General features: G+C 38.4%; 27 protein-coding genes, 1 tRNA gene, 2 pseudogenes and 1 riboswitch. Of the genes and pseudogenes, 4 read left to right on the top strand and 26 right to left on the bottom strand.

What is annotated here, in order from left to right:
- Window positions 1-9: 9 nt before the first annotated feature.
- The 10 genes from atpH to IGI47_RS10930 all read right to left on the bottom strand — a co-directional run bounded on the left by atpH (window position 10) and on the right by IGI47_RS10930 (window position 8,312).
- Window positions 10-552: an ATP synthase F1 subunit delta gene (atpH, locus tag IGI47_RS10885; RefSeq protein WP_311929464.1), complete on the bottom strand. Its 543-nt coding sequence runs from the start codon at window positions 550-552 to the stop codon at window positions 10-12.
- The gene (gene atpF / locus IGI47_RS10890; RefSeq protein ID WP_005878460.1) at window positions 539-1,063 is read right to left on the bottom strand and encodes a F0F1 ATP synthase subunit B; all 525 of its coding nucleotides are present in this window, start codon (window positions 1,061-1,063) and stop codon (window positions 539-541) included. Before atpF ends, atpH begins: the two co-directional genes overlap by 14 nt.
- Window positions 1,064-1,256: 193 nt before the next feature.
- Window positions 1,257-1,469: an ATP synthase F0 subunit C gene (gene atpE, locus IGI47_RS10895; protein WP_005878459.1), complete on the bottom strand. Its 213-nt coding sequence runs from the start codon at window positions 1,467-1,469 to the stop codon at window positions 1,257-1,259.
- A 47-nt stretch (window positions 1,470-1,516) separates the two neighbouring features.
- Window positions 1,517-2,236, bottom strand: a complete 720-nt coding sequence (gene atpB, locus IGI47_RS10900) for a F0F1 ATP synthase subunit A (RefSeq protein WP_005878457.1) — start codon at window positions 2,234-2,236, stop codon at window positions 1,517-1,519.
- A gap of 301 nt (window positions 2,237-2,537) precedes the next feature.
- Window positions 2,538-3,002 carry an SsrA-binding protein SmpB gene (smpB, locus tag IGI47_RS10905; protein ID WP_311929467.1) on the bottom strand — a complete coding sequence of 155 codons (465 nt, stop codon included), beginning with the start codon at window positions 3,000-3,002 and terminating at the stop codon, window positions 2,538-2,540.
- Between the two features lie 27 nt (window positions 3,003-3,029).
- Window positions 3,030-5,393 (bottom strand): ribonuclease R, encoded by a 2,364-nt coding sequence (gene rnr, locus IGI47_RS10910; RefSeq protein WP_311929469.1) that lies wholly within the window; start codon window positions 5,391-5,393, stop codon window positions 3,030-3,032.
- Window positions 5,390-6,142, bottom strand: a complete 753-nt coding sequence (locus tag IGI47_RS10915) for an alpha/beta hydrolase (protein ID WP_311929470.1) — start codon at window positions 6,140-6,142, stop codon at window positions 5,390-5,392. The genes rnr and IGI47_RS10915 overlap by 4 nt, the downstream gene beginning before the upstream one ends.
- A gap of 254 nt (window positions 6,143-6,396) precedes the next feature.
- A complete protein-coding gene (secG, locus tag IGI47_RS10920; RefSeq protein ID WP_005878449.1) occupies window positions 6,397-6,633 on the bottom strand; it encodes a preprotein translocase subunit SecG in 237 nt (78 codons plus the stop codon).
- A gap of 339 nt (window positions 6,634-6,972) precedes the next feature.
- The gene (locus tag IGI47_RS10925) at window positions 6,973-7,245 is read right to left on the bottom strand and encodes a GNAT family N-acetyltransferase (protein ID WP_005878447.1); all 273 of its coding nucleotides are present in this window, start codon (window positions 7,243-7,245) and stop codon (window positions 6,973-6,975) included.
- 98 nt (window positions 7,246-7,343) lie between these two features.
- Window positions 7,344-8,312: an alpha/beta hydrolase gene (locus IGI47_RS10930; RefSeq protein WP_311929472.1), complete on the bottom strand. Its 969-nt coding sequence runs from the start codon at window positions 8,310-8,312 to the stop codon at window positions 7,344-7,346.
- Window positions 8,313-8,543: 231 nt separating this feature from the next.
- Window positions 8,544-8,588: riboswitch (PreQ1 riboswitch) on the top strand.
- A 23-nt stretch (window positions 8,589-8,611) separates the two neighbouring features.
- Here IGI47_RS10930 and IGI47_RS10935 point away from each other — a divergent pair.
- From IGI47_RS10935 to IGI47_RS10945, 3 genes and pseudogenes are all read left to right on the top strand, one after another.
- Entirely contained in the window at window positions 8,612-9,586 is a 975-nt protein-coding gene (locus IGI47_RS10935) for a nucleoside hydrolase (RefSeq protein ID WP_311929474.1), read from the top strand.
- A gap of 5 nt (window positions 9,587-9,591) precedes the next feature.
- A complete protein-coding gene (locus IGI47_RS10940) occupies window positions 9,592-10,176 on the top strand; it encodes an ECF transporter S component (protein WP_311929476.1) in 585 nt (194 codons plus the stop codon).
- Window positions 10,177-10,355: 179 nt separating this feature from the next.
- Window positions 10,356-10,484 (top strand): annotated as a pseudogene (locus tag IGI47_RS10945) (DUF3788 family protein); the annotation flags it as partial.
- Window positions 10,485-10,758: 274 nt separating this feature from the next.
- Here IGI47_RS10945 and IGI47_RS10950 read toward each other — a convergent pair.
- From IGI47_RS10950 to rpoN, 10 genes and pseudogenes are all read right to left on the bottom strand, one after another.
- The gene (locus IGI47_RS10950; protein ID WP_311929477.1) at window positions 10,759-10,902 is read right to left on the bottom strand and encodes a hypothetical protein; all 144 of its coding nucleotides are present in this window, start codon (window positions 10,900-10,902) and stop codon (window positions 10,759-10,761) included.
- 415 nt (window positions 10,903-11,317) lie between these two features.
- Window positions 11,318-12,324, bottom strand: a pseudogene (locus IGI47_RS10955) (alpha/beta hydrolase).
- An 84-nt stretch (window positions 12,325-12,408) separates the two neighbouring features.
- Window positions 12,409-12,813 (bottom strand): GNAT family N-acetyltransferase, encoded by a 405-nt coding sequence (locus IGI47_RS10960; RefSeq protein WP_438784464.1) that lies wholly within the window; start codon window positions 12,811-12,813, stop codon window positions 12,409-12,411.
- On the bottom strand, window positions 12,792-12,986 hold the full coding sequence (locus IGI47_RS10965; protein WP_438784216.1) for a GNAT family N-acetyltransferase: 195 nt from the start codon (window positions 12,984-12,986) through the stop codon (window positions 12,792-12,794). The genes IGI47_RS10960 and IGI47_RS10965 overlap by 22 nt, the downstream gene beginning before the upstream one ends.
- Before the next feature lie 302 nt (window positions 12,987-13,288).
- A complete protein-coding gene (gene eno / locus IGI47_RS10970; protein ID WP_005878433.1) occupies window positions 13,289-14,587 on the bottom strand; it encodes a phosphopyruvate hydratase in 1,299 nt (432 codons plus the stop codon).
- Window positions 14,588-14,702: 115 nt separating this feature from the next.
- A complete protein-coding gene (gene tpiA / locus IGI47_RS10975) occupies window positions 14,703-15,458 on the bottom strand; it encodes a triose-phosphate isomerase (RefSeq protein ID WP_438784217.1) in 756 nt (251 codons plus the stop codon).
- Between the two features lie 132 nt (window positions 15,459-15,590).
- A complete protein-coding gene (locus IGI47_RS10980) occupies window positions 15,591-16,781 on the bottom strand; it encodes a phosphoglycerate kinase (protein WP_104661216.1) in 1,191 nt (396 codons plus the stop codon).
- Window positions 16,782-16,889: 108 nt separating this feature from the next.
- Window positions 16,890-17,891, bottom strand: a complete 1,002-nt coding sequence (gene gap / locus IGI47_RS10985) for a type I glyceraldehyde-3-phosphate dehydrogenase (RefSeq protein ID WP_311929481.1) — start codon at window positions 17,889-17,891, stop codon at window positions 16,890-16,892.
- A gap of 40 nt (window positions 17,892-17,931) precedes the next feature.
- Entirely contained in the window at window positions 17,932-19,023 is a 1,092-nt protein-coding gene (locus IGI47_RS10990) for a sugar-binding transcriptional regulator (protein WP_438784218.1), read from the bottom strand.
- Window positions 19,024-19,175: 152 nt separating this feature from the next.
- Window positions 19,176-20,510 carry an RNA polymerase factor sigma-54 gene (gene rpoN / locus IGI47_RS10995; protein ID WP_311929484.1) on the bottom strand — a complete coding sequence of 445 codons (1,335 nt, stop codon included), beginning with the start codon at window positions 20,508-20,510 and terminating at the stop codon, window positions 19,176-19,178.
- Window positions 20,511-20,569: 59 nt separating this feature from the next.
- Between rpoN and IGI47_RS11000 the strand changes: the two genes are divergently transcribed.
- Window positions 20,570-20,641 (top strand) — tRNA-Arg (locus tag IGI47_RS11000).
- Between the two features lie 153 nt (window positions 20,642-20,794).
- Here the strand turns inward: IGI47_RS11000 and IGI47_RS11005 are convergent.
- From IGI47_RS11005 to IGI47_RS11030, 6 genes are all read right to left on the bottom strand, one after another.
- Window positions 20,795-21,028: a hypothetical protein gene (locus IGI47_RS11005; protein WP_438784219.1), complete on the bottom strand. Its 234-nt coding sequence runs from the start codon at window positions 21,026-21,028 to the stop codon at window positions 20,795-20,797.
- A gap of 22 nt (window positions 21,029-21,050) precedes the next feature.
- Window positions 21,051-21,287 carry a hypothetical protein gene (locus IGI47_RS11010; RefSeq protein WP_311929487.1) on the bottom strand — a complete coding sequence of 79 codons (237 nt, stop codon included), beginning with the start codon at window positions 21,285-21,287 and terminating at the stop codon, window positions 21,051-21,053.
- A gap of 76 nt (window positions 21,288-21,363) precedes the next feature.
- The gene (locus tag IGI47_RS11015; protein ID WP_438784220.1) at window positions 21,364-21,663 is read right to left on the bottom strand and encodes a hypothetical protein; all 300 of its coding nucleotides are present in this window, start codon (window positions 21,661-21,663) and stop codon (window positions 21,364-21,366) included.
- Window positions 21,664-21,918: 255 nt separating this feature from the next.
- Window positions 21,919-22,437, bottom strand: a complete 519-nt coding sequence (locus IGI47_RS11020) for a GrdB-related putative oxidoreductase (RefSeq protein ID WP_311929491.1) — start codon at window positions 22,435-22,437, stop codon at window positions 21,919-21,921.
- A gap of 14 nt (window positions 22,438-22,451) precedes the next feature.
- Window positions 22,452-23,807, bottom strand: a complete 1,356-nt coding sequence (gene celB, locus IGI47_RS11025) for a PTS cellobiose transporter subunit IIC (RefSeq protein WP_311929493.1) — start codon at window positions 23,805-23,807, stop codon at window positions 22,452-22,454.
- A 54-nt stretch (window positions 23,808-23,861) separates the two neighbouring features.
- On the bottom strand, window positions 23,862-24,191 hold the full coding sequence (locus IGI47_RS11030) for a PTS sugar transporter subunit IIB (protein ID WP_438784222.1): 330 nt from the start codon (window positions 24,189-24,191) through the stop codon (window positions 23,862-23,864).
- Window positions 24,192-24,207 lie beyond the last annotated feature (16 nt).

Genomic DNA, 24,207 nt, shown 5'->3' on the forward strand with positions numbered 1-24,207 from the left:
CTCTTTGTACTATCTATTTAATTGACTACGCATTTTTTCTAATTGCGTGCGAATGCTTCCGTCGATCACTCGATGGTTGGCTTCAACAATTGCCCCACCAATAATAGATGAATCAACGATTTCTTTTAATTCAACTGTTTGATAGTCCATTGTTTTTGCAACATTCTTTTCTAAATTTTGTAACTGTTCCTCAGAAAGCGGTACTGCTGTTTTTACACTACCTAAAAGTAGTCCTTTATGTTCGTTATAACGATGTTCGTATTCGTTGATCATAAAGGTTAGATCAGACATTCGATTGTAATTGTAAACAACTTCTAAAAAGTTTTTCACAGTGCCCTCGAAGCCTGCAACAAGTTTATCCATAATTAGACGTTTTTCATGAGGTTCTAAGCGGACATCACTAAGCAGGTTTCCTAATTCCGGAACCTCTGCATAGATTTGTCGCAAACTTAATAACTCTTGGTAAATTTCTTCCGCACGATTTGAATCGATCGCCAGTTCAAACAATGCTTTACCATAGCGTCTGCCTACAGTATATTTATCTAGTTTCATTTGAAGAACCTAGACCTTCGATATATTGATTGATTAAAGATTCGTGCATTTCTGGAGAAAGTTCTTTGTTCAAGATTTTTGCCGCAATTTGAAGAGACAGATCAGCTACATCGTCTTTCACAGAATTTAAAGCTGAGTCACGTTCTAATGTGATATCGGCTTGCGCTTTGCTTTTTAGACGAGCTACTTCTTCTTGCGTATCCTTCAAAATATTTTGACGGCTTAATTCTCCACTTTCTTTCGCATTTTTAATGATATCAGCTGCATCTGAACGAGACGCTAACAATTGTTGTTCACGTTCTTGTTCCATTTTTGCTGATTTGATGCGAGATTGTTCGGCAGAATCTAAATCATTGGCGATCTTATCTTCACGTTTTTTCAAAATATCGCTGATTGGGCCCCAAGCAAAATGCTTTAGTAGGGCCAGTAGTATCAAAAATGAGCCGCTGACAACGATGATATTACCTAACATCGGATTACCAACTTCTGCAATTGCCAATTGATTCAGCATAGGCTAGCCTTCCTTTCTTTCAGGTGTTTCTAACTGGTGTAAAGGATGCGTTTCTCATTTAAGAAATTCGTCTTCCTAAACGCCTTTTTCTAATTTTATGAAGAAACTTTTTTAGTTTTTCTACATCTTTTTCAATTCACTGCAATGAAAAGAGGATTAGTGACATGCGTCCCATCCTCATTGAGTAAATTTACTACATAAATACTAGAATTAAAGCGATAACCACACCTAGAATTGGAACAGCTTCAACAAGGGCTACCCCGATGAACATTGTTGTACGGAATTGACCAGACATTTCAGGTTGGCGTGCCATTGATTCGATGGTTTTAGAGATAACTTGTCCATTACCATAACCAGCTCCGATTGCTGCCCCCATAATTGCGATTGCTGCTGCGATATAATTCATAATTTATTTCCTCCTAAAATAGATAAGTAGTTTGTTCAAAAACGATGTTATTCTTCTACTTCAATCTTATGGCTCATATACACCATCGATAAAGTAACAAAGACAAATGCTTGGATGCTTCCGATAAACAATGAAAATGCAATCCAAATCATCTCTAAAGGAATTGCTAATGGTAAGGAGTACCAACCTATGTTATTCATCATGCTGGCGATTAAGGTTAGCAAAACTTCCCCCGCGTAAATATTCCCATAAAGACGTAAAGCAAGTGTTAGTAGGTTCGTAAACTCTTCGATCAGTTTCATTGGAAACATGAAACTATATGGTTTTAGGAACGAATTTACGAAATACCCTTTGAAGCCGAGTTTCTTCACCCCAAATAGATGAGTAAGAGTGATCATTATAAATGCCAATGTTAAAGTAATAAATGGGTCTGCCGTCGGACTTTTCCAAAGTGTCGTATCATTCGGTAAGACGATTTTCGTTACTAAACCAATATTGTTCGCAACAAAGATAAATAAAAACAACGTGAATGCCAACAAATGGAAATTGTTCAATTCTTTTCTAGGCAAGTTATCTGTTACGATTCCTCGGGCAAAGTCAATGACCCATTCTATCGCATTTTGTTTTCCAGTTGGTTTCATCTTAAGGTTCCTAGTAAAGAAGTAAACCAAAAAGAAGACGATCAAACAGGTCAATAACACCATCATACAAACTGTACCATCAAACCAAACAGGTCCAATATGGAAGGTTAGCGAGCGTTCATCCAATCCATTTCACCTCTTTTCCCTGAAATTCACATAAAATCAAGTTCATGTGTACATCTGGTTTTTCTAAATCGTTTTCTAACCAAACGGTATCATACCACCATGAAACAGAAAATTCAAAACATTTTCATGAAAACTAGACACTTTTTTATTTCAGTCAAAAAATGTCTAAATCCCAAAGAAATCCATCGTGGTATTATACAGAAAAAACCTGTGATAATCATGCTTTATCAGATTAAATGCTAACAAATTTTATCATTAAGTAAAACTAAAAGCACCGAATATGCGAAAAAGGATAATGAAATTATCTAGAGAAATTTTTTAATGTTCGATCAATTTGACGATCCACATCTTTTCTCTTCAAATCTTCTCGCTTGTCATACGATTTTTTCCCTTTCGCAAGCCCAATGAGGACTTTTGCGTATCCATTGCGTAAGTATACTTTCAACGGTACGATCGTGATCCCAGTATTTTTCGTTTCATTTTCAAGACGTGCAATCTGTTTCTTGTGGAGTAACAGTTTTCTTGTCCGTAATGGATCATGATTGAAAATATTTCCTTGTTCATAAGGGCTGATATGCACATTGTGCATATACGCTTCCCCATTACGTACTCGGACAAACCCATCTTTAAGATTGATCCGACTGTTCCGAATAGATTTTATCTCTGTTCCTTGCAATACCATTCCAGCTTCCATTGTGTCGATGATCGAATAATCGTGGCGAGCTTTTTTATTTTGCGCGATCAGTTTCCCCTCGCCTTTTGGCATAGTTCATTCCTCCAAACGAATAACTTGTTATTTTTTCTTCTTTTTCTTTTTAATTCCTTTATAAAAAGGTTTTTTTCCTTTTTTACCTGTGGTTGATTTCGCATTTTTACGATCGTTCGTACGCGGATTTTTTTTCCCTTTTTTATCCGAACGTTCGCTATTTCTATTTTGTCGACTCACGGGTCTACCTTTTCGCTGAGTTTTAGGTCGTTCAAGAGATACTACTTCTTCCGCAGATACGAGTTCAAAATCAACTGCTCGTTCATCTGGATCAGCTTTCGTGACTTTGACACGAACTTTCTGACCAATTTTGAAAGTCAACCCAGTTCGTTCTCCAACTAAAGCTAAGTGATTTTCGATGAAGTGGAAATAATCCTGTTTCAATTCATTGATATGGATCAATCCTTCTACCGTATTCGGCAATTCGATAAATAAGCCAAACTTGACAACCGAACTGATAATGCCGTCGAATTCTTCTCCGACTTTATCCATCATGAATTCAGCTTTCTTCATTGAATCGACTTCACGTTCCGCTTCTACCGCGCGACGTTCCACTTTCGAACTGTGGTCTGCGATCTCAGGTAACTCGCCTTCCCAATATGTTTTGTTTGTATCACTAGCATCTTGTCCGTACGAACGAATCAACCGATGGACGATCAGATCTGGATATCGTCTGATTGGCGAAGTAAAGTGTGTATAGTATTCTGCTGCTAACCCATAGTGTCCAAAATTGTCTTCTGAGTAACGTGCTTGTTGCATGCTTCTCAATAGCATTGTATTGATCACTGCAGATTCTGGTCTATCTTCTACATGCTCGATGACTTTTTGTAAATCTTTCGGTGTAATCGAACCTTTTGTTCCTTGAACGACGATCCCTAAAGCCGAAGCAAAATCAAAGAACCGTTGCATTTTTTCTTCTTTCGGTTGTTCATGGATCCGATAGATGAATGGAAAATGCTGCTTATAGAAGTGTTCTGCGACAGTTTCATTTGCTGCCAACATAAAGGACTCGATCAATCGTTCCCCTACTCCTCGGCTGCGCAATTGGATATCCATTGGATGGCCATCTGGGTCTACTAGTATTTTTGCTTCACGGTCTTCAAAGGAGATCGCACCACGACGAATCCGCATCTCTTCAAGAATATCGTGCAGCTCTTTCATTTCTTGGAACATCGGTACGAGTTGTTCATAGCGTTCCATGACCGCTTCATCTTGTTCTTCTAAGATTTGGTTGACAGCTGTGTAAGTCATACGTTCGGTAGTTTGGATCACACTAGGAAAAATCTCATGAGAAATTACCTTTCCAGTCGGATCGATCTCCATCTCACAACTCATCGTCAATCTTGGAACATGGGGGTTCAAGGAACAGATACCATTTGAGAGTCGCTGAGGGATCATTGGGATCACTCGATCGGTCAAGTAGACACTTGTTCCTCGTTCGTAGGCCTCACGATCCAATTGGCTGCCTTGTGTCACATAATACGACACATCTGCAATATGGACACCAAGAAAATAATTGCCATTTGCTCGTTTTTTTACAGTAACTGCATCATCCAGGTCTTTGGCATCTTCTCCATCGATCGTCACGATCAACTGATCTCTCAAGTCTTTACGACCGATGAGATCCTTCTCGCTGATCTCATCTGGTACATGGTCAGCTTCTGTTAAGACATCATCAGGAAATTGCGTAGGAATACCATTAGAGACCACAATGGATAAGATATCCATACCTGGATCATTTTTATGCCCGATGACTTGTTTGATGATTCCTTCTAAACTTGTGGCATAGTTTTTTTCTGGATAATGGGTCAATTCGACCATTACGATACTACCATCAACAGGACGGATTCCTTCTGCGGCAGCGTAGATTTTGAATTGATTCATTTTTTTATCTTTAGGAATAACTACACCATATAGATCTGTTTCTTTGATTTCTTCTTCGGGATAAGCAACGAATTCTCCCGCAAGTTGTGTAGTTGCTCTTTTGCGGATCTCGACTACTTTTCCTTCAGCTCCACGATCCATCGCTGTATCTGCGGTTTTGATGATATCGATTGCTACTGTATCCCCATCCATCGCATAACCTGTTGCCTCTTTAGGGATATAAATGTCGTCTTCTTCGGAATCGATCGTCACAAAACCGAACCCCCGTTCATTTGCCCGAAAGGTACCTTCTACTAAAATAGGCTGCAATGGTAATTTCACTTTTCCTTTTTTGGTAAAGACAACCGTTTGTTCTCTTTCCATCTGCGCGATCGTTTGTACAAGTAATTTGAAATCTTCACTTTTTTCCAGCCCTAGTCCTTGGGCAATTTCTTCCATTGAAAAGCTTTTTTTGCGACTGCTTTCAATAAAGAAAATAATTTTTTCTTTCAACGTTTCTTTGGTCATATTGATTCCTCATTCCAAGGTAGATTTTCTAAGAAATCCAACACATCTTTTTCGAGTATCCTTCTTGAATCACCTACAGTAATCACATGTTTACTGTTGGGATACCATTGAAGTGTCACTCTTTTTTCAGCCATCTTTTTAGCGGTCTCAAACACACCATAGGGATCGATCATTTCATCTTGCCCCGCTTGTGCCATAAAAATAGGTGTTTGGATCTCTGAAAGTTTTCCTTCTGTAATTGTTGCCTGATTTTGGATTTCTTCTAATTGTCTGCGTATCATTGGTCTAAAACCTGCTGTTGCAGCTTCGATTGCTTCATCTGACTGTCCAGCAAATTTCAATACTTGCCGAACGTATTTCTCAAAATTTTCTGGTACGTGATTTTCCACAGGAGAAATCGGCGAACAGAAAAATCCTCCTCCGATCAAAGACTCATCTGCCAATGCACGAACAGCAAAAATCCCTCCCATTGATAAGCCAAATGCGGCGATTTGAGAAAAGCCTTCTGATTTTAAAAACTGAATCGCTTTTTGTGTGTCCTTCCACCAGTTCTCCGCTTTTTGAGATAAAATATCTTCAGGGTCCAATGTTCCATGTCCTTCAAATAAAGGAGCATAGACTGTATACTCAGATTTTTCCAAAAAACGGCAAAGCATTCGTACATCATTTGGACTTCCAGAATACGCATGTAATAAAAGCACGGCACGTTTTCCATGCTTCCCATATAAGGGTTTTGGTAGACTTTTCATTTGGTTCACCTCGTTCTCTTCATTTTACCATAGTTTCCATGAACCCTTCTCGTAAAACAGCTTTTCTAAAAAAGAAAAAAAGAGCCGTGACATCCGCCGCTGCTCTTTTCTGGTTCATTCATCATTGCCTTTTCAAAAAATGAAACGGCTTGTTAAACTTCTACCTATACTTAAGCAATAAACAGACTACTGATCCATCCTGTGTGCATATAAAAACTATGATTCAGGTTGAAACAAGTAGCTGCCCTCTTCGCTTATTTCGAAGATAAAAAGACAAGTACAAATAATAAGATCATCCAAATCGCACCCATTACCGCTGTCGAGCGTTGCATCACAGCTTCAAAGCCACGTGCTTTTTGTTTTCCGAACAATTGATCAGCGCCACCTGTAAATGCGCTCGCTGCACTATTTTGTTTGCTCGGCTGCATCATAATAGCGATCACCATTACAATAGATAAAACGATCACGATTCCTAAAATTAGATTATACATATGGCAGCCTCCTTTCTAAAAGATATCATCTCTCTCATTCTATCACATTAGAAAAATACCTACAACTCCCTACTTTATCTAAAAACCATTCAAGAGAGACGAATCTGGGACAGAAGTGTTTAACTCCGAGAAATAAGAAAAAATGAACGAAAGTTGCTTTTCAAATTTTTGTGAATTTCGGCTTATTTAAGAAGGAGTTGCTTCTGCTCCCACCGTTTATTCATTTTTAAAGAATGAGACAAAAGTGTTTCTTACTTTTGTCCCATACTCATCAACAAAAAAAGAGAGTTGCCGAAACCATCTAGTGATCCTGGCAACTCTTCGTTAAGAAAGCAAAGGTTATTTTCGTAAAACGTCCTGATATTCTGGTTTTCTTTCAAATTCTTTTTTTGCGTAAGGGCATAACGGAATCACTTTTTTTCCATCTCTTCTGGCGATTTCTACGCCTGTAGATACTAACTTTTCCGCTAGTTTTTGTCCGCGATAAGCTGGGTCAACAAATGTATGATCAATGATCATAATGTCTGGTCCAGCATCTGACCATGTCATTTCGCCTATTTCTTCTTCAGCATTCAGCAATACTAAACGGCTTTTTTCTTCTTTGATTTCCATTTCACAACACTCCTTGTCTCGACCACTTATTTTGTTCATCTTGATTTTAACAGTCTACTTTCCTACAGACAATTATTTATACTCGAACTGCTTTTCCATTATAGACGAATCCGTTGTTCGATAAACGAGAAGACCACCGTCCAATATGTCTCAGGGTCTTTTACCGCTGCTTCTAGATGTTGCGCTTCTGGCACTAAAAACAGTGCTTTATCACCAGCCGTAGCATTCTGGATAGTATAAGCCGCTTCTGTTGGAACGAAATGGTCATTTTCTCCATGAACGATCAGTACTGGAAGATGGTTACTGCCTAACTGACGGGTAGCTGAAGCTTGTTTTAATGAATAGCCCGCATACTTTTTTGCACAGCGATCTGCATGACGCATGATGGATTTTTTTGGAAAAGCAGTCAATTTGCTCAACATATAGCGAAATTCTGCGTAAACAGAAACAAAACCGCTATCCAAGATAAATCCTAGGACTGCAGAAGGGAGTTTTTCTCCACTTGCCATCATGATAGCAGAAGCGCCCATTGATCCACCATGTAAAATAATTTTTGCAGACGGATCTTGATTCAACACATAATTGATCCACACGATTAAGTCGAGCCGGTCGAGCCAACCCATCCCGATGATTTCTCCCTCGCTTTTTCCATGCGCTCTTAGATCTGGTATCAGCACATTGAACCCATTTTCGGCATATTTTTTCCCGATATAAGACATATCTTTCTTTCCATCACTACGGTAATCATGTACACAAATCACCCACTTATGACTATTCGGTTGGCAGTGAAAGCTTCGGCCAATCAATTTGAGACCATCTTGACTTTTGACTTCTATCTCTTTTCCGCTTTTCCAAAAGTCCTCTGCTTGCGATTCAGCTAGTTGTCGCTGCCTTTCAACCGTCGTCAATGCGGAAGGATCCATTAATTGATGTCCGGTACTCTCATACCATTCATAGCCTCGTTGTAAACCAGACTTGATGAGTTTGTTTGCATAATAATAAGAAAGAACTTGATAAATGACTGTGCCTAAAACTAGGATGCCCACTATCAAATAAAATACAATCACTTATCTTCCCCACTTTCTATCGTTTTTAATCGTACTTTCTACCTTAAACATCGATGATTCTATTCTTCTTTATTGTAACATTTTCTAAAAAAACTGCTCAAGGTTTCCCCTTCGATCTGCAGAAAAATAATTTTATCTCAGTGCTCATACGTGTTTCTTAATATTAAATAACGTTTACAATTTATTTAAAAGCCAGTATACTAGGTTCGTGCATTGGAATCAAGGATTTTCCTTGGACTGGTTCGGAAACTTCCCAGAATAAAAAACTAAGGATCTCTAAAGAAAGGAGATTGGAAATAATGCGTAAAGTAATCATTGATTGCGACCCTGGAATAGATGATCTTTTGGCTCTGCTATATGCGGTCAAATCATCTGAAATCGAGGTAGTCGCCATTACTACTGTCTGTGGAAATGTTCCTGTCGAGTTAGGTACGCAAAATGTTTTTACGTGCTTAAAACGATGTGGACGATTAGATATCCCTGTTTATCAAGGAATGGCTAAACCGATGAAACAACCATTTATCAGCGCTCAAGATACTCACGGGATGGACGGCTTAGGTGAAACAAATTTCCCACCGGTCCATGAAAAACAAGCAGAACAGATAAATGCCGTTGACTTTCTTGTTCACTACTTTTCTGAAGAAAGGGACACATCGATCATCGCGCTTGGACCATTGACGAACATTGCCAGTGCCCTTATCAAAAATCCTCGCATCGGCAATCACTTAGAACGTTTCGTTTCAATGGGTGGCACATACAAAAGTCATGGAAACTGTTCTCCTGTTGCAGAGTATAATTACTGGTGCGATCCTGAAGCGGCTGCACTTGTTTTTGATAAGCTTGGAAAAACCATTGAAATGGTGGGGTTAGATGTCACTAGGGAAATCGTCTTTACCCCTATGATACTTGAATACTGCTGTCAAATGAATCCAACTGAAGGCAAGTTTTTAAAAGACATCACTCGCTTTTACTTTGATTTTCATTGGCAGCAAGAAAGAATTCTTGGTTGTGTGATCAACGATCCTTTAGCTATTGCTTATTTTATCGATGAACAGCTGTGTCAAGGTTTTGCCAGTTACACAGCCGTTGAAACACAAGGTATCAGTCGAGGACAAACTTTAGTTGATCGATTTGATTTTTGGCAAAAACCTGCCAATACTATCATCATGACTAAAGTAGATTCTCATCTATTTTTTCGGAAGTTTTTGACCGTTCTTTTAAATGCACAAGAAGAAACGATTAAAAAAGATCTGGAAAGATTAAAGATGGGATGAAAAAAATGTTGAATAAAAGAATAACAACAAGAATAATCACGATTATCGCTTTATGTATTGGACTAAATTATATTGGTGGAACAATTGCTTTATGGCTGCGATTGCCGATTTATTTAGATTCTATCGGTACGATCTTCGCTGGTGCTTTGCTTGGACCTGTGTTTGGTGTACTGACAGGTATAACTAGCGGTGTATTGAGCGGTTTTACTACTGATATCTTTTCATTGTATTATTCGCCTGTCCAAATGATCACTGGGCTGCTAGCAGGAATCATTTTTTATCAGCGATTATACCAAAAGAAAAATCGTTTCACTCTGATTTTTTGGGCATTTGTGTTGTCTTTACCAGGAACGATCCTTTCGTCCCTCATCACAGTAAAGCTATTCGGTGGCATCACATCCTCTGGTTCCAGTATGATCGTCCAATTGCTACATGGTCTAGGAACGGATCTAACGATGAGCACGATCGTTGTTCAAGCTGGAACAGATTATCTTGATCGACTACTCTCTTTAGTCCTCGTGGCATTCGTAGTCGTTGCTTTAGGGAAACGAGGAAGAATCGGCAGTCAGCTAAAAGAAAATCAGCAGTGATCTGTTCATTTCACTATGCTACTGAACGATTCGTTGGGTATGCCAACTCTTGAACATCTGACTTAAAACCAAAGTGTAATAAATTTATGCATTTCATGTTTGATCATTACAAAAGAAGCTGTGACCTCTCAATAGAAAAATGAGGTCAAGATAAAAGTCGTTTAGGTTTGGAAAATTGAAAAAAGAGGCTAGGACAGAAGTGTTTAACTCCAAGAAATAAGAAGAAATTAACGAAAATTGCTTTTCAAATTTTTGTGAATTTCGGCTTATTTAAGAAGGAGTTGCTTCTGCGCCCGCCGTTTATTCGAGAATCTGTGGCAAAACTGATTTTTACTTTTGTCCCACACTCATTTTTTGTTCAATAATCGAAGCTGGTCAACCATACATAACACAAGAAACGCTTATTTCAGTAAGCTGAATTTTTTGTTACAGCTCTAACATCTTCATCTGGACCAGAAACGACAATTCCAACTGGCTTCAAATTTTCTAAATCACTTTTTTGGATCTGTTCTTGGTAGACCTCAAATTGATTATTTAAGGACTGACATGTTGCGGTAACACACAACTAGATATCGTTTCACTTTATTTCAATGATTTTGCTAAATTAGCGATTTGCCCTGATCCAGCTTTTAATACGACTGTACTATAACAGATCGCGGCATGAAGAACACCATCTGCATCCGTTATTTCTGAATCTAAATAGACCTCTGGATTGATTTGCGCCATTTTTTCCCATCAAAATACCAGCTACATTGCCAACTTCTCCGGCTGTTAAGTATTTTCTAATATGATTGCATTTTTTTGCATAGTTATCTCCACAAATTTTTAAACATCCTTGTCATTGTTTCCCCAAGTAAGAATGCCCCAATATGTGCAATCAGTATAACTTAGTTTCCGACCGGCTGAAAGGCTTATTTGCGATTCAACCGCTTACTATACGTAAAAACATATAGACAAAAATAGAGGGTGTCTTTCTTTCGATAATTGTTAGGAAATCAGTATTCTACCTATGGTGTGCCTCTTTCCATGCAAAAGGATCATCGCCAAAAATCATGTTCATTTCTTGTGATGATCCTTCTTATCAAAAGAGCATATTGCCAAGTGTGTTGCTTCTCAAGCTAAAGAAAAAAGTAACCTAACATCAAAACAAGCTGTCAATAAATGTCACAGTCTGTTCATAACATTCTTTTGATTCTGGTAGAGAATAATCAAATTGGTATTCATGACTGATTTCTTTTTTCTTATCTTTATAAAACAAACCTTCCACTGGTACCTGTAGTTCTTTCAATTTGTTTTCCAATGCCATCCCTTGTTCTTGGAAAGAATACGCATTTCCATCGGTAATAAAAGTTGGTGGGAAGTTTTTTGTGACGTGATCGACTAAACTAGCTTGGAATAAACGATCATCCGTTTTCCAATCTTTTTGTCCTAATAAAGACCATGCAACAGTTTTAACGAAAAAGCGCATAAATCGATTATCAGATTGTTGTTTAGCCGTTTGTTGTAGATCCACAGGCCCACAATAAGAAATGGTCCCTTTGATTGTTTCTGGTGCCATACTTTGTTTCATATTCATTTCTTTAGCATACTCTTCATTTGTTTGGATCGTTACGTATTGTAACGCAATCTGAGCGCCTGCACTGTCCCCGCCAAAGAGAACATTAGAAAGATCCAACCGTTTATCTTTGTCTTTCTTCAATTGTTGGACTAACTCATCGACCTGCGTCACTTGATTCGGATATTGAGAAGCCGGTGCTGGTTCATAATTCATACTCACTACTGCTACATGAGTATCTGCTGCTACTTTTGTCGCAAACTCTTTTACACCCGCTTTATCTCCACTTACATATCCGCCACCATGTACCCAAATCAACACTGGAACAGCTTCATCACTATTTTTAGGATAGTAGATATCATAATTATTCTGTTTATGTTTAGATTGATAGACTTTGTCTGTACTCAATTCAGTCGATGCTTTTGCGTGATCATACTCTTTTTTATTCGTGATCGCTGTTGCATCGTTGAACAAATGAGCAATCACAAAGGCTCCGGGTCTTGCGAAACTTGGAAGGCTATTACGATCACTAACACAATGCTGATCAGCGCAATCCCCAACCATTTTAATCCTTTAAAAATCTTAGCTCTCATTCATTTTCCCCATTACATTTTTACTTTTTTGCCTTTAATATCTTAGCAAGAAACAGTCAATTTGTAAATCTGCCTGCTACTTTATCAATAGCCACTTGCTGATTTGTCTAGCCTTTTTTCAAGTAATTCATCCTCCTCAAGTTCTACGAGTGAATATTCAGAAGCCAAAATAGCATACTCAAATGTATCTACCCAAATCGGCTTTCCTTGCCCATCTTTCTTGAACCAAATATTTTGACGTAGATGGCCTTCTCTTCGTAAGCCTAGACGCTCAAGTAATTGCCACGAAGAAACATTTAAATGATTACACCTTGCAAAGATCCGATGGGCGTGGTTTTCTTTGAATGCATGCTCTATCAAAGCCAGTGCTGCTTCTGTTGCGTAACCTTTCCCCTGAAATCCTGGATTGAAGACATACCCTAATTTCCAAGTGTCAAACTCCTGACTTGCTAAATAGATGTTCCCAATCAATTTGTTTCTGCTATACATACTGCCCAAAAGGAATCATCTTGAGAACGTCGAATAGCTTCTTTTTTACACTCCTCAACACTAAGTACATCATAAGGTTCAAATTCAACAAACTCTTCTTTGGATAAATAGTCAAATAGATCCTGCCAATCCTCCTCAGTACATTTTCTTATTAAAAGTCTTTTCGTTTTCATTGATTTCCCCAAAAAATTTGATTAACGATTTCTTGATCTTAGGCTCGTTTCTTTAATCATACATTGGTAAAGTTTAAGAAACAAATCATTCCTATATTATGGATAGACTTTCCTTTTTAAATCGTTCGCCAAGTTGATTTTCAGTGTTCTTTTACTGATCAATGGGATAAAAAAATACCTTTCTCCTATCTTTAACGATAGGAGAAAGGTATTTTAGAATAATCTCATAAGGGAGAAGTAAGTCACTGAACCAGTCGATGGTATCGATTGAAAATCAGTTGTACTTATTTTCCGATTTAAAACTATTTATTTTTTAAGTTGTAGAAAGATTTCAAACCTTTGTATTCTGCAACTTCACCAAGTTGGTCTTCGATACGTAGTAATTGGTTGTATTTTGCAATACGGTCAGTACGTGATAGAGAACCAGTTTTGATTTGGCCAGCGTTTGTTGCAACAGCGATATCAGAGATTGTTGAATCTTCTGTTTCACCAGAACGGTGAGATACAACTGCAGTGTAGCCAGCTTCTTTAGCCATTTCGATAGCTTCGAAAGTTTCTGTCAAAGTACCGATTTGGTTAACTTTGATAAGGATTGAGTTAGCAATTCCTTTTTCGATACCTTCAGCTAATTTTTGAGTGTTTGTTACGAACAAGTCGTCACCAACTAATTGAACTTTGTCGCCTAATACGTCAGTTAATTTCTTGAATCCGTCCCAGTCGTTTTCGTCTAAGCCGTCTTCGATTGAGATGATTGGATATTTAGCAACTAATTCTTCGTAGAATTTGATCATTTCGTCAGTTGTTTTTTCGCCTTCGCCTGAATCAGCTAATACGTAAACACCTTTTTCTTTGTCGTAGAATTCTGAAGAAGCAGCATCCATAGCAAGAACAACGTCTTTACCAGGTACATAGCCAGCTTTTTCGATTGCTTCGATGATTACTTCGAAACCTTCTTCGTTTGAACCAAGGTTAGGAGCAAATCCACCTTCGTCACCAACAGAAGTAGCTAAACCGCGTGCTTTTAGGATTGATGCTAATGCGTGGAATACTTCAGCACCCATACGTAAAGCTTCTTTGAATGTTGGAGCGCCAACAGGCATGATCATGAATTCTTGGAAGTCGATTGAGTTGTCTGCGTGTGATCCGCCGTTGATGATGTTCATCATTGGAGTTGGTAATACTTTTGTGTTGAATCCGCCTAGGTAGTGGTATAAAGGTACTTCTAGGTAGTCAGCAGCTGCACGAGCAACAGCGATAGATACGCCTAAAATAGCGTTCGCACCTAATTTACCTTTGTTAGGAGTGCCATCTAAAGCGATCATAGCTTTATCGATTGCCATTTGGTCACGTACATCGTAGCCAATGATTGCTTCAGCAATGATGTTGTTTACGTTGTCAACAGCTTTAGTTACACCTTTACCGCCATAACGAGCTTTGTCTCCATCACGTAATTCAACTGCTTCGTATTCACCAGTTGAAGCACCTGAAGGAACCATTCCGCGGCCAAAAGCTCCGCTTTCTGTGTATACTTCTACTTCGATTGTTGGGTTTCCGCGTGAGTCTAAGATCTCGCGAGCGTAAACATCAGTAATAATTGACATGTTTTGTCTCTCCTTTGAGTTTGTTTTTTCCTAAGGGATTACCCTCATATACGATTTTAGTTAATTTCTTGCATTAGTGCAAACATTTCTTGCATTTTTTGCAAATTTTCACAAATTATTTTACAGCGTCTAATAATGCTAAGAATGAATCAGCTTGTAAGCTTGCGCCACCAACTAATGCACCATCAACATTTTCTTTTGCCATATATTCAGCAATGTTTTCTGGTTTAACAGAACCACCGTATTGGATACGTACTGCATCAGAAACTTCTTTGCCGTATAATTTTTCAACTGTTTGGCGAACAACACCACAGATTTCATCAGCGATTTGTGCATCAGCTGATTTACCTGTACCGATAGCCCAGATTGGTTCGTAAGCGATAACCATGTTGCTTACTTGGTCGTCTGTTAATCCTTCAAGTCCAGCAGTGATTTGTCCTTCGATCCATTCAGCTGTTTTTCCAGCTTCATAAGTTTCTAAAGATTCACCACAGCAAAGGATTGGGATCATGCCGTTTGCAAAAATAGCTTTTGCTTTTTTGTTGATGTCTGCATCTGTTTCGTGGAAATATTCACGACGTTCTGAATGGCCGATGATCACATAGTCCACTCCTAGGTCTGCTAAAGCAGCTGGTGAAGTTTCACCTGTGAACGCACCTGAGTTTTCCCAGTAGCAGTTTTGTGCAGAGATTTTTAATTCTGTTCCTTCAGCTGAAGCCATTAATTCTTGTAAGAATAATGCTGGAGATCCGATAACTGAATCCACTTTATCATTTGAAGGGATATTGTTTTTTACTGCTTCTGCAAATTCTTTTGCTTCAGAAGCTGTTTTGTTCATTTTCCAGTTACCAGCGATAATTGGTTTACGCATGACAGTATACACTCCTTTAAATTATGAGTCGCAGATGTTCTTCTACGTATTGAAAAAGAAAAACTACAATCCGAACGAATGCTCTCGCTACAAAAAGTAGCTTTTCTTTTCCGACTTAACTTTTACGATTGATTATTTGTCGTTGATTGCTGCTAGACCTGGTAATTCTTTACCTTCTAACAATTCTAAGCTTGCGCCGCCACCTGTTGAGATGTGTGTGAATTTATCAGCGAAACCTAATTGTTCTGCAGCTGCAGCTGAGTCACCGCCACCGATGATAGTTGTAGCACCTTCAAGGTTAGCAATTGCTTCACATACGCCGATCGTACCTTTTGCAAAGTTACTCATTTCGAATACACCCATAGGTCCGTTCCAAACAACTGTTTTAGCACCTTGTAATGTATCAGCAAATAATTTAACTGAAGCAGGGCCGATGTCTAGAGCCATCAAACCATCAGGGATATCTCCTTCGATGACTTGTGTTTCAACGTCATTTGAAAATTCTGGAGCACATACATTGTCGATTGGTAATACAAGTTTGTCGCCAGCTTTTTCGATCAATTCTTTCGCTAATGCTACTTTATCAGCTTCAACTAAAGAGTTACCGATCTTGATGCCTTTTGCTTCGTAGAATGTGTAAGTCATTCCGCCACCGATCAAGATTTTGTCAGCTTTAGGAATCAAGTTTTCGATTACGCCGATTTTATCAGAAACTTTTGCGCCACCTAAGATTGCGATCATAGGGCGTTTTGGATCTTCAACTGCTTCACCGATAAATTTAATTTCTTTTTCCATTAAGAATCCAGCAACTGTTGGAATACCAGTTGAAGCAATTCCTACGTTAGAAGCATGCGCACGGTGAGCTGTACCGAATGCATCGTTTACAAATACATCACCTAATGAAGCCCAGTATTTACCTAGGTCAGCATCATTTTTGCTTTCTTTTTTACCATCAACATCTTCAAAACGAGTGTTTTCGAAAACAACTACGTCTCCGTCTTTCATGTTGTTGATTGCAGCTTCTAATTCAGCACCACGAGTTTCAGGAACGAAAGTTACTTCTTTTCCTAATAATTCGCCTAAACGTTTTGCAACAGGTGCTAAAGATTTACCTGCTTTATCTTCTTCAGTTTTTACACGTCCTAGATGAGAGAAAAGGATTGCTTTTCCGCCTTGTTCTAATACGTAGTTGATTGTTGGTAAAGCAGCTTTGATACGTGTATCATCAGTGATCACGCCATCTTTCAAAGGAACGTTAAAGTCAACACGGACAAGAACTTTTTTGTCTTTTAAATCGATATCTTTAACTGTTTTCTTAGCCATTTTATATCCTCCTAAATAAACTTATTATCAAAAAAAGCGGAGAAGCGCGATTGCTTCCCCGCTTTTAAGTGTACATGTTTATTGTTTACACTTGTACGTTTGTCTATCTTATAAGTTAGCGAAGTATTCTAAAGTACGTACTAATTGTGCAGTGTATGACATTTCATTGTCGTACCAAGCAACAGTTTTAACTAATTGTTTGTCGCCAACAGTCATTACTTTAGTTTGTGTAGCATCAAATAATGAACCGTAAGTCATACCAACGATATCAGAAGAAACGATTTCGTCTGTGTTGTATCCGTAAGATTCGTTTGAAGCATCTTTCATTGCTGCATTGATTTCGTCAACAGTTACTTCTTTGTTAAGAACTGTAACTAATTCAGTTAATGAACCTGTTGGTACAGGAACACGTTGAGCAGCTCCATCTAATTTACCGTTCAATTCAGGGATTACTAAGCCGATAGCTTTAGCAGCACCTGTTGAGTTAGGAACGATGTTTGCAGCAGCAGCGCGTGCACGGCGGAAGTCACCTTTAGGATGAGGTCCGTCAAGAGTCATTTGGTCACCTGTGTAAGCGTGGATAGTTGTCATTAATCCTTCAACGATACCAAATTTGTCATTTAATGTTTTAGCCATAGGAGCTAAACAGTTAGTAGTACATGAAGCACCTGAGATAACTGTTTCTTTACCAGTTAATGTTTCGTGGTTTGTGTTATAAACGATTGTTGGAACGTCATTTCCACCAGGAGCAGAGATAACAACACGTTTAGCACCAGCTGTTAAATGTTTTTCAGCAGCTACTTTTGAAGTGAAGAAACCAGTACATTCTAGAACGATGTCAACACCTAGTTCGCCCCAAGGTAATTCTTCAGGGTTACGGTTAGCTAAAACTTTAACTTCTTTTCCGTTAACATTGAATGAACCTTCGTGAACTTCAACTGTACCGTTGAAACGTCCTTGAGTTGTGTCATATTTTAACAAGTGTGCTAACATTTTAGCATCTGTTAAGTCATTGATTGCTACTACTTCGATTCCATCTACATCTTGGATACGACGGAATGCTAGACGTCCGATACGTCCAAAACCATTAATACCTACTTTAACTGTCATTTAAGATTTCCTCCTTATGAAAATCAAAAAAATATTTATTTTAAAGGGATATCCCTTTTAAAATCTCATTTGCAGCAGCTTCATCTGTGATGAGCCACGTTTGTTTTGGTGCATTTTTCATATAGGCTCGAATTGCTTTAGCTTTTGACTTTCCACCTGCAATAGCTAGGATGATCGGTACATTTGCTAAGTCTTTCAATTCTATGCCGATTCTTGGAACCTTATAAACAACTTCTCCATTCTCATTAAAGAAATAGCCGAAGGATTCCGCAACAGCATTGGCCTGTTTTAGCATGACTAATTCTTGCTCAGTCATTTTTCTTCGTGCAGCCATGTGTAATGCACGTCCAATACTATGAATAACACAATTCGCCTGACTAATCAAGTTTAAGACTTCTTGGATAGACGGTTCATTGAGTAAAGAATTGTACGTAGCTAGACTTAATTGTTCTGGTACATACAACGCACGATGATTGCCACTTGCCTTTGTAGCCATTCTAGCACTGACCGAATTTGCTTGTACAGTTACAGCTTCTCCGATGCCGCCACGAGCTGGCACAAATAAGTTATGTCGTTTACTGTTTTCCAGATTTGTCAATTGTTCAGCGACGATTGCCATCGTTGTTCCTCCCATTACGGCGATAATATTATCACCTTCTGGAAGTAAAAGATCCAACGCTTCGTCTAGTGCTTCACCGAAGCCGTCAGCAACTTTAGGCTGTTTCTCACTGTTTCCTGACACGACAATACAACGTTGATTCCCGAAATACTCAGCCAGTTTTTTTTCTGTCTGATGCATACCTAAAAGTTGATCCATGAAGCTTTCAAGACTCTGATAAACTTCCTCACCTTTTTTTGTCAACGTCATTCCGCTTTTAGAGGTGTTGATTAAATTCAACTGTTTCAATAAATCTGTTTCTGTTCGTAATACTCGTTCTGTGACTCCCATACTTTCTGATAAACTGCGGCGACCAATCGGCTGCATCCAATAAATATTTCGCAAAATTTTATAGCGTTCTTGCAGAACCGCAATAATATCTGGTGCAACAGATTCAATCATTTTCAATTCATCTAGCATAGCGATCTCCTTAGTTGGACGATAAATGTCCAATGTAGACTCAAAACGACCCATGTACGATAAAAAAAGAAAGTGACTTTCCAATTTTTAAAAATATTAAAAAGGAAAATCTCAACCTCACAAGTGTTAGTCTAACAGTTTTATTCTACTTTTTCAATAAAAAACAACTAGAAAAAATTTTTCATTTTTTCTAGTCAAAATTCACATTAATTATCATAACGTTTTCTTTTCGATGAACTTGGGATTCCTAACAGGTCTCGATACTTCGCAACGGTTCTTCTTGAAATCAATATTTCATCTTTTTTTAATAGTTCTACTATTTTTTGATCGGATAGCGGCTTCCCTTTATCTTCTTCCTCTACTAACTCTTGGATTCTTTTTTGGGCCGTATCTGCAGAAAAGTCTTCTTCTGACATGTTTCCACTTTTTTGGATGCGATTCGTAAAGAATTTTTTTAGTTCGAATACACCGAATTCTGTCTCTAAATATTTTCCATTGACAGCTCGACTGACTGTTGATTCATGCACATCTATTTCTTGAGCAACTTCTCTTAACGTCAACGGCTTGATTGGTCGGTTCTTATTCGTAAAGAATTCTTGCTGATGCGCCACGATGCTTTGCGCCACACGCAAGATCGTATCCCCTCGCTGTAAGATCGTTTTTTTCAACCAATCAAATTCCTGTTTTCGTTCTTTCAAATAGACTTGTGTTTCTTTGTCCGCTTTTTTTTGCATCTGATTAAAGTAATGTGCTTGAAAACGGACATCTGGTTGGTTTCCCCGATTTGATCGAACATGGACCTGGTTGTTCTCATCCACCATTACTCTTACATCTGGAATGATGTAAAGTTCGCTGCTTCGATCAAAAATCCTACCGGGACTCGGACTAAGAGTTTGAATATAATCAAAGATCTGCTGTACTTCGCTTAATTCAATCGAGAAGCGTTGCGCAATTTCTTTCCACTTCCGTTCCACTAACGGTTCAAAACACTCTTCTAAGATGATGTAAGCTAATTCTGGTGCGAAATCATCTCTTTCTGTCTGAAGCATCAGACACTCTTGTAAACTTCTTGCGCCGACTCCCGCCGGTTCGAGTTGCTGGATCAGTGTAAGGGCATCGAGTATTTCAATCGATGACGCATTCGTGTTGGTTTCTGCTTCTTTCAAATCAATCGTCAAAAAGCCATTCAAGTCGATATACTCAACTAGATAAAGTACGAGTTTACGCAAAAACGTATCACGATAATTCAAATGGACCTGATCGATCAATGATTCAAATAAGGAAGTGCTGGTATCTGGAATTTGATTCAAGTAGTTTGTTTCCTCGCCTTCATAGTTCGACGATTTTATTTTTTGAAAGTCGGGTTGCCAATCTGGCTCTACGACTTCTAATAAAGGATTTTCCAGTGCTTGATTTTCAACAAACGCGAGCAGTTCCTCACTGTTATACTGCAATACTTGAATGGACTGTTGCAGTTGCTGTGTCATGGCTAATTTTTGTGTTTGTTGTTGTTTTTGTGAAAAGTTTTGTTGAAATTTCATTTTTTTGTCCATTCCCCTTGTTTTTTTTTTGGGGTTTCGTTACAATTATCCCAGTGCTTGCGTCCTTAGTGTAGTGGATATCACGTAAGATTCCGGTTCTTGAGACGGGGGTTCGATTCCCTCAGGACGCGTCTATTGTTATCTTAGCATATTTGAGAGCGTTTTGCTTTCTAAAATTTTCAATCAAAAAGCTGGTCCTCAATTGAGAACCAGCTTTTTATTTATTTTCTCTCTTTTATTTCCCTGAAAGTTAAACATTTCTCCCTCTATCAGCAAGCTTCCACTTAATTTTTACTCGCAGAAGATATCACGTGGATTGTGTCAATAAAGCGATTAAGCGAAAACGCTAAAAATAAAATCGCCAAACTATGCACCAAGAGTGTTCCAGCATATTCAATGAGGTATTGTTCACCAAAGACTCCCTTGGCAGAGATCGATTGAGAGATCATGACTGGAGCAATAAATAAACTGATGCCTGCTAGTACGTTCACACCTAATTTCACTATTGGTTTGATCATTTTTACACCTTTTTCGCCTTACCTAAAAGGTTACACGACTTTCTACATATCTGTATTGATAATGATTACTCGCGTTGCTCACACCGAATTTAACATTGGTGGCTTTGCCCACACCAATACTTACTCCAGCATTCCAAGTTGTTGTTCCGTAGTTGAAGAAATCACCGTTCACAATATAAAAAATACGATTGGGATCTTCTAAATTCACATAAACATTGCCAGAGAATTGTTTTGATAAGCCATTATAGCCACGTATCATATTGACTTCAATTATTCTTCTTATTGCTCTAAAACTACCGCTTTCACTCGTTTCACAATAAAAGCGCATCGTTGGTTTATACAAAGAGTTTACAGTGAACATTTGAGACAGATCTATAAGTGGCTTTGCTTTGAATAGCTTTCTTTATCATTATATCGGAATAACTAATTTTTTCTTTTGCATCATTGACTGAGATACCATAGTCTCTTGCAATTTGCTCAATCATTTGTTCAAAAGTCATGCTTTCGGAAATCAACTCTTTTGTTTCAATTTTTTCAGTCGTACTCTCAACTATTTGTTGTGAAGCATGTGTTTCAGTAGAAATAAGACCTGTAGCAACAGCCATAAACAATAACGCAATAAAAATTTTCCTCATGATTTTCTCCTTTTTGTTTAATTTTAATTAGTGTCTGTTACAATTAAATCATAACTTAATAACTAACGTCATAAAACTGTTATGTTCTAAGTTTTTTTTTAAATTCAAACGTTCTTTTTGCTTATTCTTGTTCTTTTGAAAATGGAGATACCTCACAAAAAAATAGAGTGGATTTCTCCACTCCATAAAAATCTGATTTTTAAGGTGACTATTCTTACTTGGTCCTTTTTACTAAACGTTACAAGAAATCATTTTTTAAAATAAGAGTTCTTGTTCTTCGGCTGTCATTTCTCCTCTTTGTGCTAGGACTGTGACGCATTCTGCCATATTTTTGTAGGATTGATTTAAGCCGATTCCGCCCTTTTTCGGCATTTTGATAATTGGGACTGTTTCACGAAATTCTTCAACAGCTGGGTTTTCTGCTGACATTGCTGCCGCTGCGGGGATTCCATTGTTAGCTAATGCTTTTGCTAAGCTACCTGCCATCATACCAAAATTGGGATAATGCATTGCTGGGCCGCATAATACTGCATCAGCGCCGAATTTCTTGGCAAAACCGATGAATTTTTGGTTTACCTCTTCAGGATGACTTGCGTAGTACTGATCACCACAGTATAAAGTTGCAATAATCTCAGCATCTTTTTCTTTGAATAGTGGAACAAGCGTTTCTGCTGGACCCATTGCTGCTTTTTTTCCTCCTGGAGGCAGTTGCGCTTGCTCATCACTTCCCATACCAGCCGTGACATGGTTCAAAATCACGAGTATCTTTTTCATGAAATACCTCCTTTTTACAATGTATCAAAATCGAAATCATCAAAATTGATTTCTTCTGTTTCTTTTTCTTCCGCTTCATGTTCTTCTTTTAGGTACTGATTATCTAATACCTTGATAAATGGATAGTAGATTCCCATTCCAAGTAAAATCAAAACGCCTTGTAGGATCGAAGCCTGCCAGCCACTTACTAAAAATCCAGAAATGATCGGTGGTGTCGTCCAAGGAAGTTGGATACCGTTGGTGTAGGCAACCAATCCTAAATCCATACAGAAATAGGCAATGATGATATTGATCGTTGGAACAAGAACAAATGGGATCAAAATGATTGGATTCAGTACGATCGGCAAACCGAAAATGATCGGTTCATTGATGCCAAAAATTCCTGGTACAAGGGATAATTGAGATAATTTTTTGATACGTTGACTCTTACAAATGATGACCATCACTAAGATCAATGATAATGTTGATCCGCCACCACCAAAAGTTGCGAACATGTCTTGGAATTGACCAGTAATGATGTTAGGAACTTCCAGACCATTTTTATAAGCGTCTAAATTTTCAATAGATAACGCACGTAGAACCGGATTGAATACTGCTCCGACTACACTTGATCCGTTGATTCCAAAGAACCAGAAAAAGTGTAAGAATAAGTACGCAATGATCATGGCTCCCAGCGTATTTCCCAAACTTAACAACGGCATTTGCAAAAACTTGAATAAAATTTCTTGCAGGTTTCCATATGAAGTTAAATCTGCTAACCAATTGGCTACCATGAAAAATGTAAGGATAACAAAACTAGGGATAAGTGCCTCAAATGATTTCACAACAGTTGGAGGGACGCCTTCTGGCATTTTGATCGTCCAGCCTTTGCGAATCAGCGCGACGAACATCCTCGTTGAGAGCAATGCAACGACCATTCCCAAGAATAGACCGCTTGAACCCATCCAGCGTAATGGAAGGCTTCCTACTTCATACACTTCGGTAGAGCCTTCTGGAGTGAAGGTCGTTGAAAAAGGTGTCACGATAAAAAACGAAACTAATGAAATGATTGCTGCCTGCATCGCATCGACTTTGAACTGTTTCGCTAAACTATAGCCGATCCCACCAACAGCTAGGATCGTCATGATATCAAAACTGGCTGTTGCCGGTTTATTCAGCATCGTTGCCCAGTCGTCACCTAAAAATCCGCTCATGATTTCATTCCAGTTAGGAATCGGGAAATTGGTCAATACTAAGAATAACGATCCTACGATCAATAATGGGGTAGAAAGTAAAAAACCATCCCGAATAGCGATTAGATATTTGTTTTCGCCAATGGTTTTCGCCATTGGTGTAAGGACTCTTTCCAGCCAATTTAAAAATTTCTGCATCTTTTTTCCTCCGATCTTATGTTTGATTTTGACTGTTACCGGTTACATTGCTGTTTACTTTTTACTATCTTTGATCAATTTTAGAACATCTTTCATTGCACGTTCGCCGTCCATCATGCCGTATGCTTCCGCCGCAATCGTGCTGACTGGTATTCCTTGTGGTTCAAATGTTTGCTTCATCTTGTCACTCAAATGACGAACTTGCGGTCCAAGTAAGATTGCTACTGGTTTTTCTTGTTCGACTTTCTCTTCCGCATGAATTGCTGGAAAAGCGCTGATTTCCAGAGGCATTTTGTGTTTTTTCACGACCTCCATCATTTTGTTGACCATGATACTTGTAGACATTCCTGCTTCGCAAAATAAATAGATTTTTTTTGTAGCCATTCTTCTTCCTCCTTAA

This window comes from Enterococcus sp. AZ191 (assembly GCF_051713845.1).
Taxonomy (GTDB): Bacteria; Bacillota; Bacilli; order Lactobacillales; family Enterococcaceae; genus Enterococcus_B; species Enterococcus_B durans.

Coding starts and splice junctions, on each gene's coding strand:
- atpH (WP_311929464.1), bottom strand. CDS start 552: ATGAAACTAGATAAATATACTGTAGGCAGACGCTATGGTAAAGCATTG.
- smpB (WP_311929467.1), bottom strand. CDS start 3,002: ATGCCAAAAGGCGAGGGGAAACTGATCGCGCAAAATAAAAAAGCTCGC.
- IGI47_RS11015 (WP_438784220.1), bottom strand. CDS start 21,663: ATGAGGAAAATTTTTATTGCGTTATTGTTTATGGCTGTTGCTACAGGT.
- IGI47_RS10935 (WP_311929474.1), top strand. CDS start 8,612: ATGCGTAAAGTAATCATTGATTGCGACCCTGGAATAGATGATCTTTTG.
- IGI47_RS10950 (WP_311929477.1), bottom strand. CDS start 10,902: ATGGCGCAAATCAATCCAGAGGTCTATTTAGATTCAGAAATAACGGAT.
- secG (WP_005878449.1), bottom strand. CDS start 6,633: ATGTATAATCTAATTTTAGGAATCGTGATCGTTTTATCTATTGTAATG.
- IGI47_RS10990 (WP_438784218.1), bottom strand. CDS start 19,023: ATGGGTCGTTTTGAGTCTACATTGGACATTTATCGTCCAACTAAGGAG.
- IGI47_RS10940 (WP_311929476.1), top strand. CDS start 9,592: ATGTTGAATAAAAGAATAACAACAAGAATAATCACGATTATCGCTTTA.
- tpiA (WP_438784217.1), bottom strand. CDS start 15,458: ATGCGTAAACCAATTATCGCTGGTAACTGGAAAATGAACAAAACAGCT.
- celB (WP_311929493.1), bottom strand. CDS start 23,807: ATGCAGAAATTTTTAAATTGGCTGGAAAGAGTCCTTACACCAATGGCG.
- rnr (WP_311929469.1), bottom strand. CDS start 5,393: ATGACCAAAGAAACGTTGAAAGAAAAAATTATTTTCTTTATTGAAAGC.
- IGI47_RS11010 (WP_311929487.1), bottom strand. CDS start 21,287: ATGATACGTGGCTATAATGGCTTATCAAAACAATTCTCTGGCAATGTT.
- IGI47_RS10965 (WP_438784216.1), bottom strand. CDS start 12,986: ATGAAAACGAAAAGACTTTTAATAAGAAAATGTACTGAGGAGGATTGG.
- IGI47_RS11020 (WP_311929491.1), bottom strand. CDS start 22,437: ATGAAAAAGATACTCGTGATTTTGAACCATGTCACGGCTGGTATGGGA.
- IGI47_RS10980 (WP_104661216.1), bottom strand. CDS start 16,781: ATGGCTAAGAAAACAGTTAAAGATATCGATTTAAAAGACAAAAAAGTT.
- atpF (WP_005878460.1), bottom strand. CDS start 1,063: ATGCTGAATCAATTGGCAATTGCAGAAGTTGGTAATCCGATGTTAGGT.
- rpoN (WP_311929484.1), bottom strand. CDS start 20,510: ATGAAATTTCAACAAAACTTTTCACAAAAACAACAACAAACACAAAAA.
- eno (WP_005878433.1), bottom strand. CDS start 14,587: ATGTCAATTATTACTGATGTTTACGCTCGCGAGATCTTAGACTCACGC.
- IGI47_RS10925 (WP_005878447.1), bottom strand. CDS start 7,245: ATGGAAATCAAAGAAGAAAAAAGCCGTTTAGTATTGCTGAATGCTGAA.
- IGI47_RS11005 (WP_438784219.1), bottom strand. CDS start 21,028: ATGATCAAACCAATAGTGAAATTAGGTGTGAACGTACTAGCAGGCATC.
- IGI47_RS11030 (WP_438784222.1), bottom strand. CDS start 24,191: ATGGCTACAAAAAAAATCTATTTATTTTGCGAAGCAGGAATGTCTACA.
- atpE (WP_005878459.1), bottom strand. CDS start 1,469: ATGAATTATATCGCAGCAGCAATCGCAATTATGGGGGCAGCAATCGGA.
- gap (WP_311929481.1), bottom strand. CDS start 17,891: ATGACAGTTAAAGTAGGTATTAATGGTTTTGGACGTATCGGACGTCTA.
- IGI47_RS10915 (WP_311929470.1), bottom strand. CDS start 6,142: ATGAAAAGTCTACCAAAACCCTTATATGGGAAGCATGGAAAACGTGCC.
- IGI47_RS10960 (WP_438784464.1), bottom strand. CDS start 12,813: ATGTATAGCAGAAACAAATTGATTGGGAACATCTATTTAGCAAGTCAG.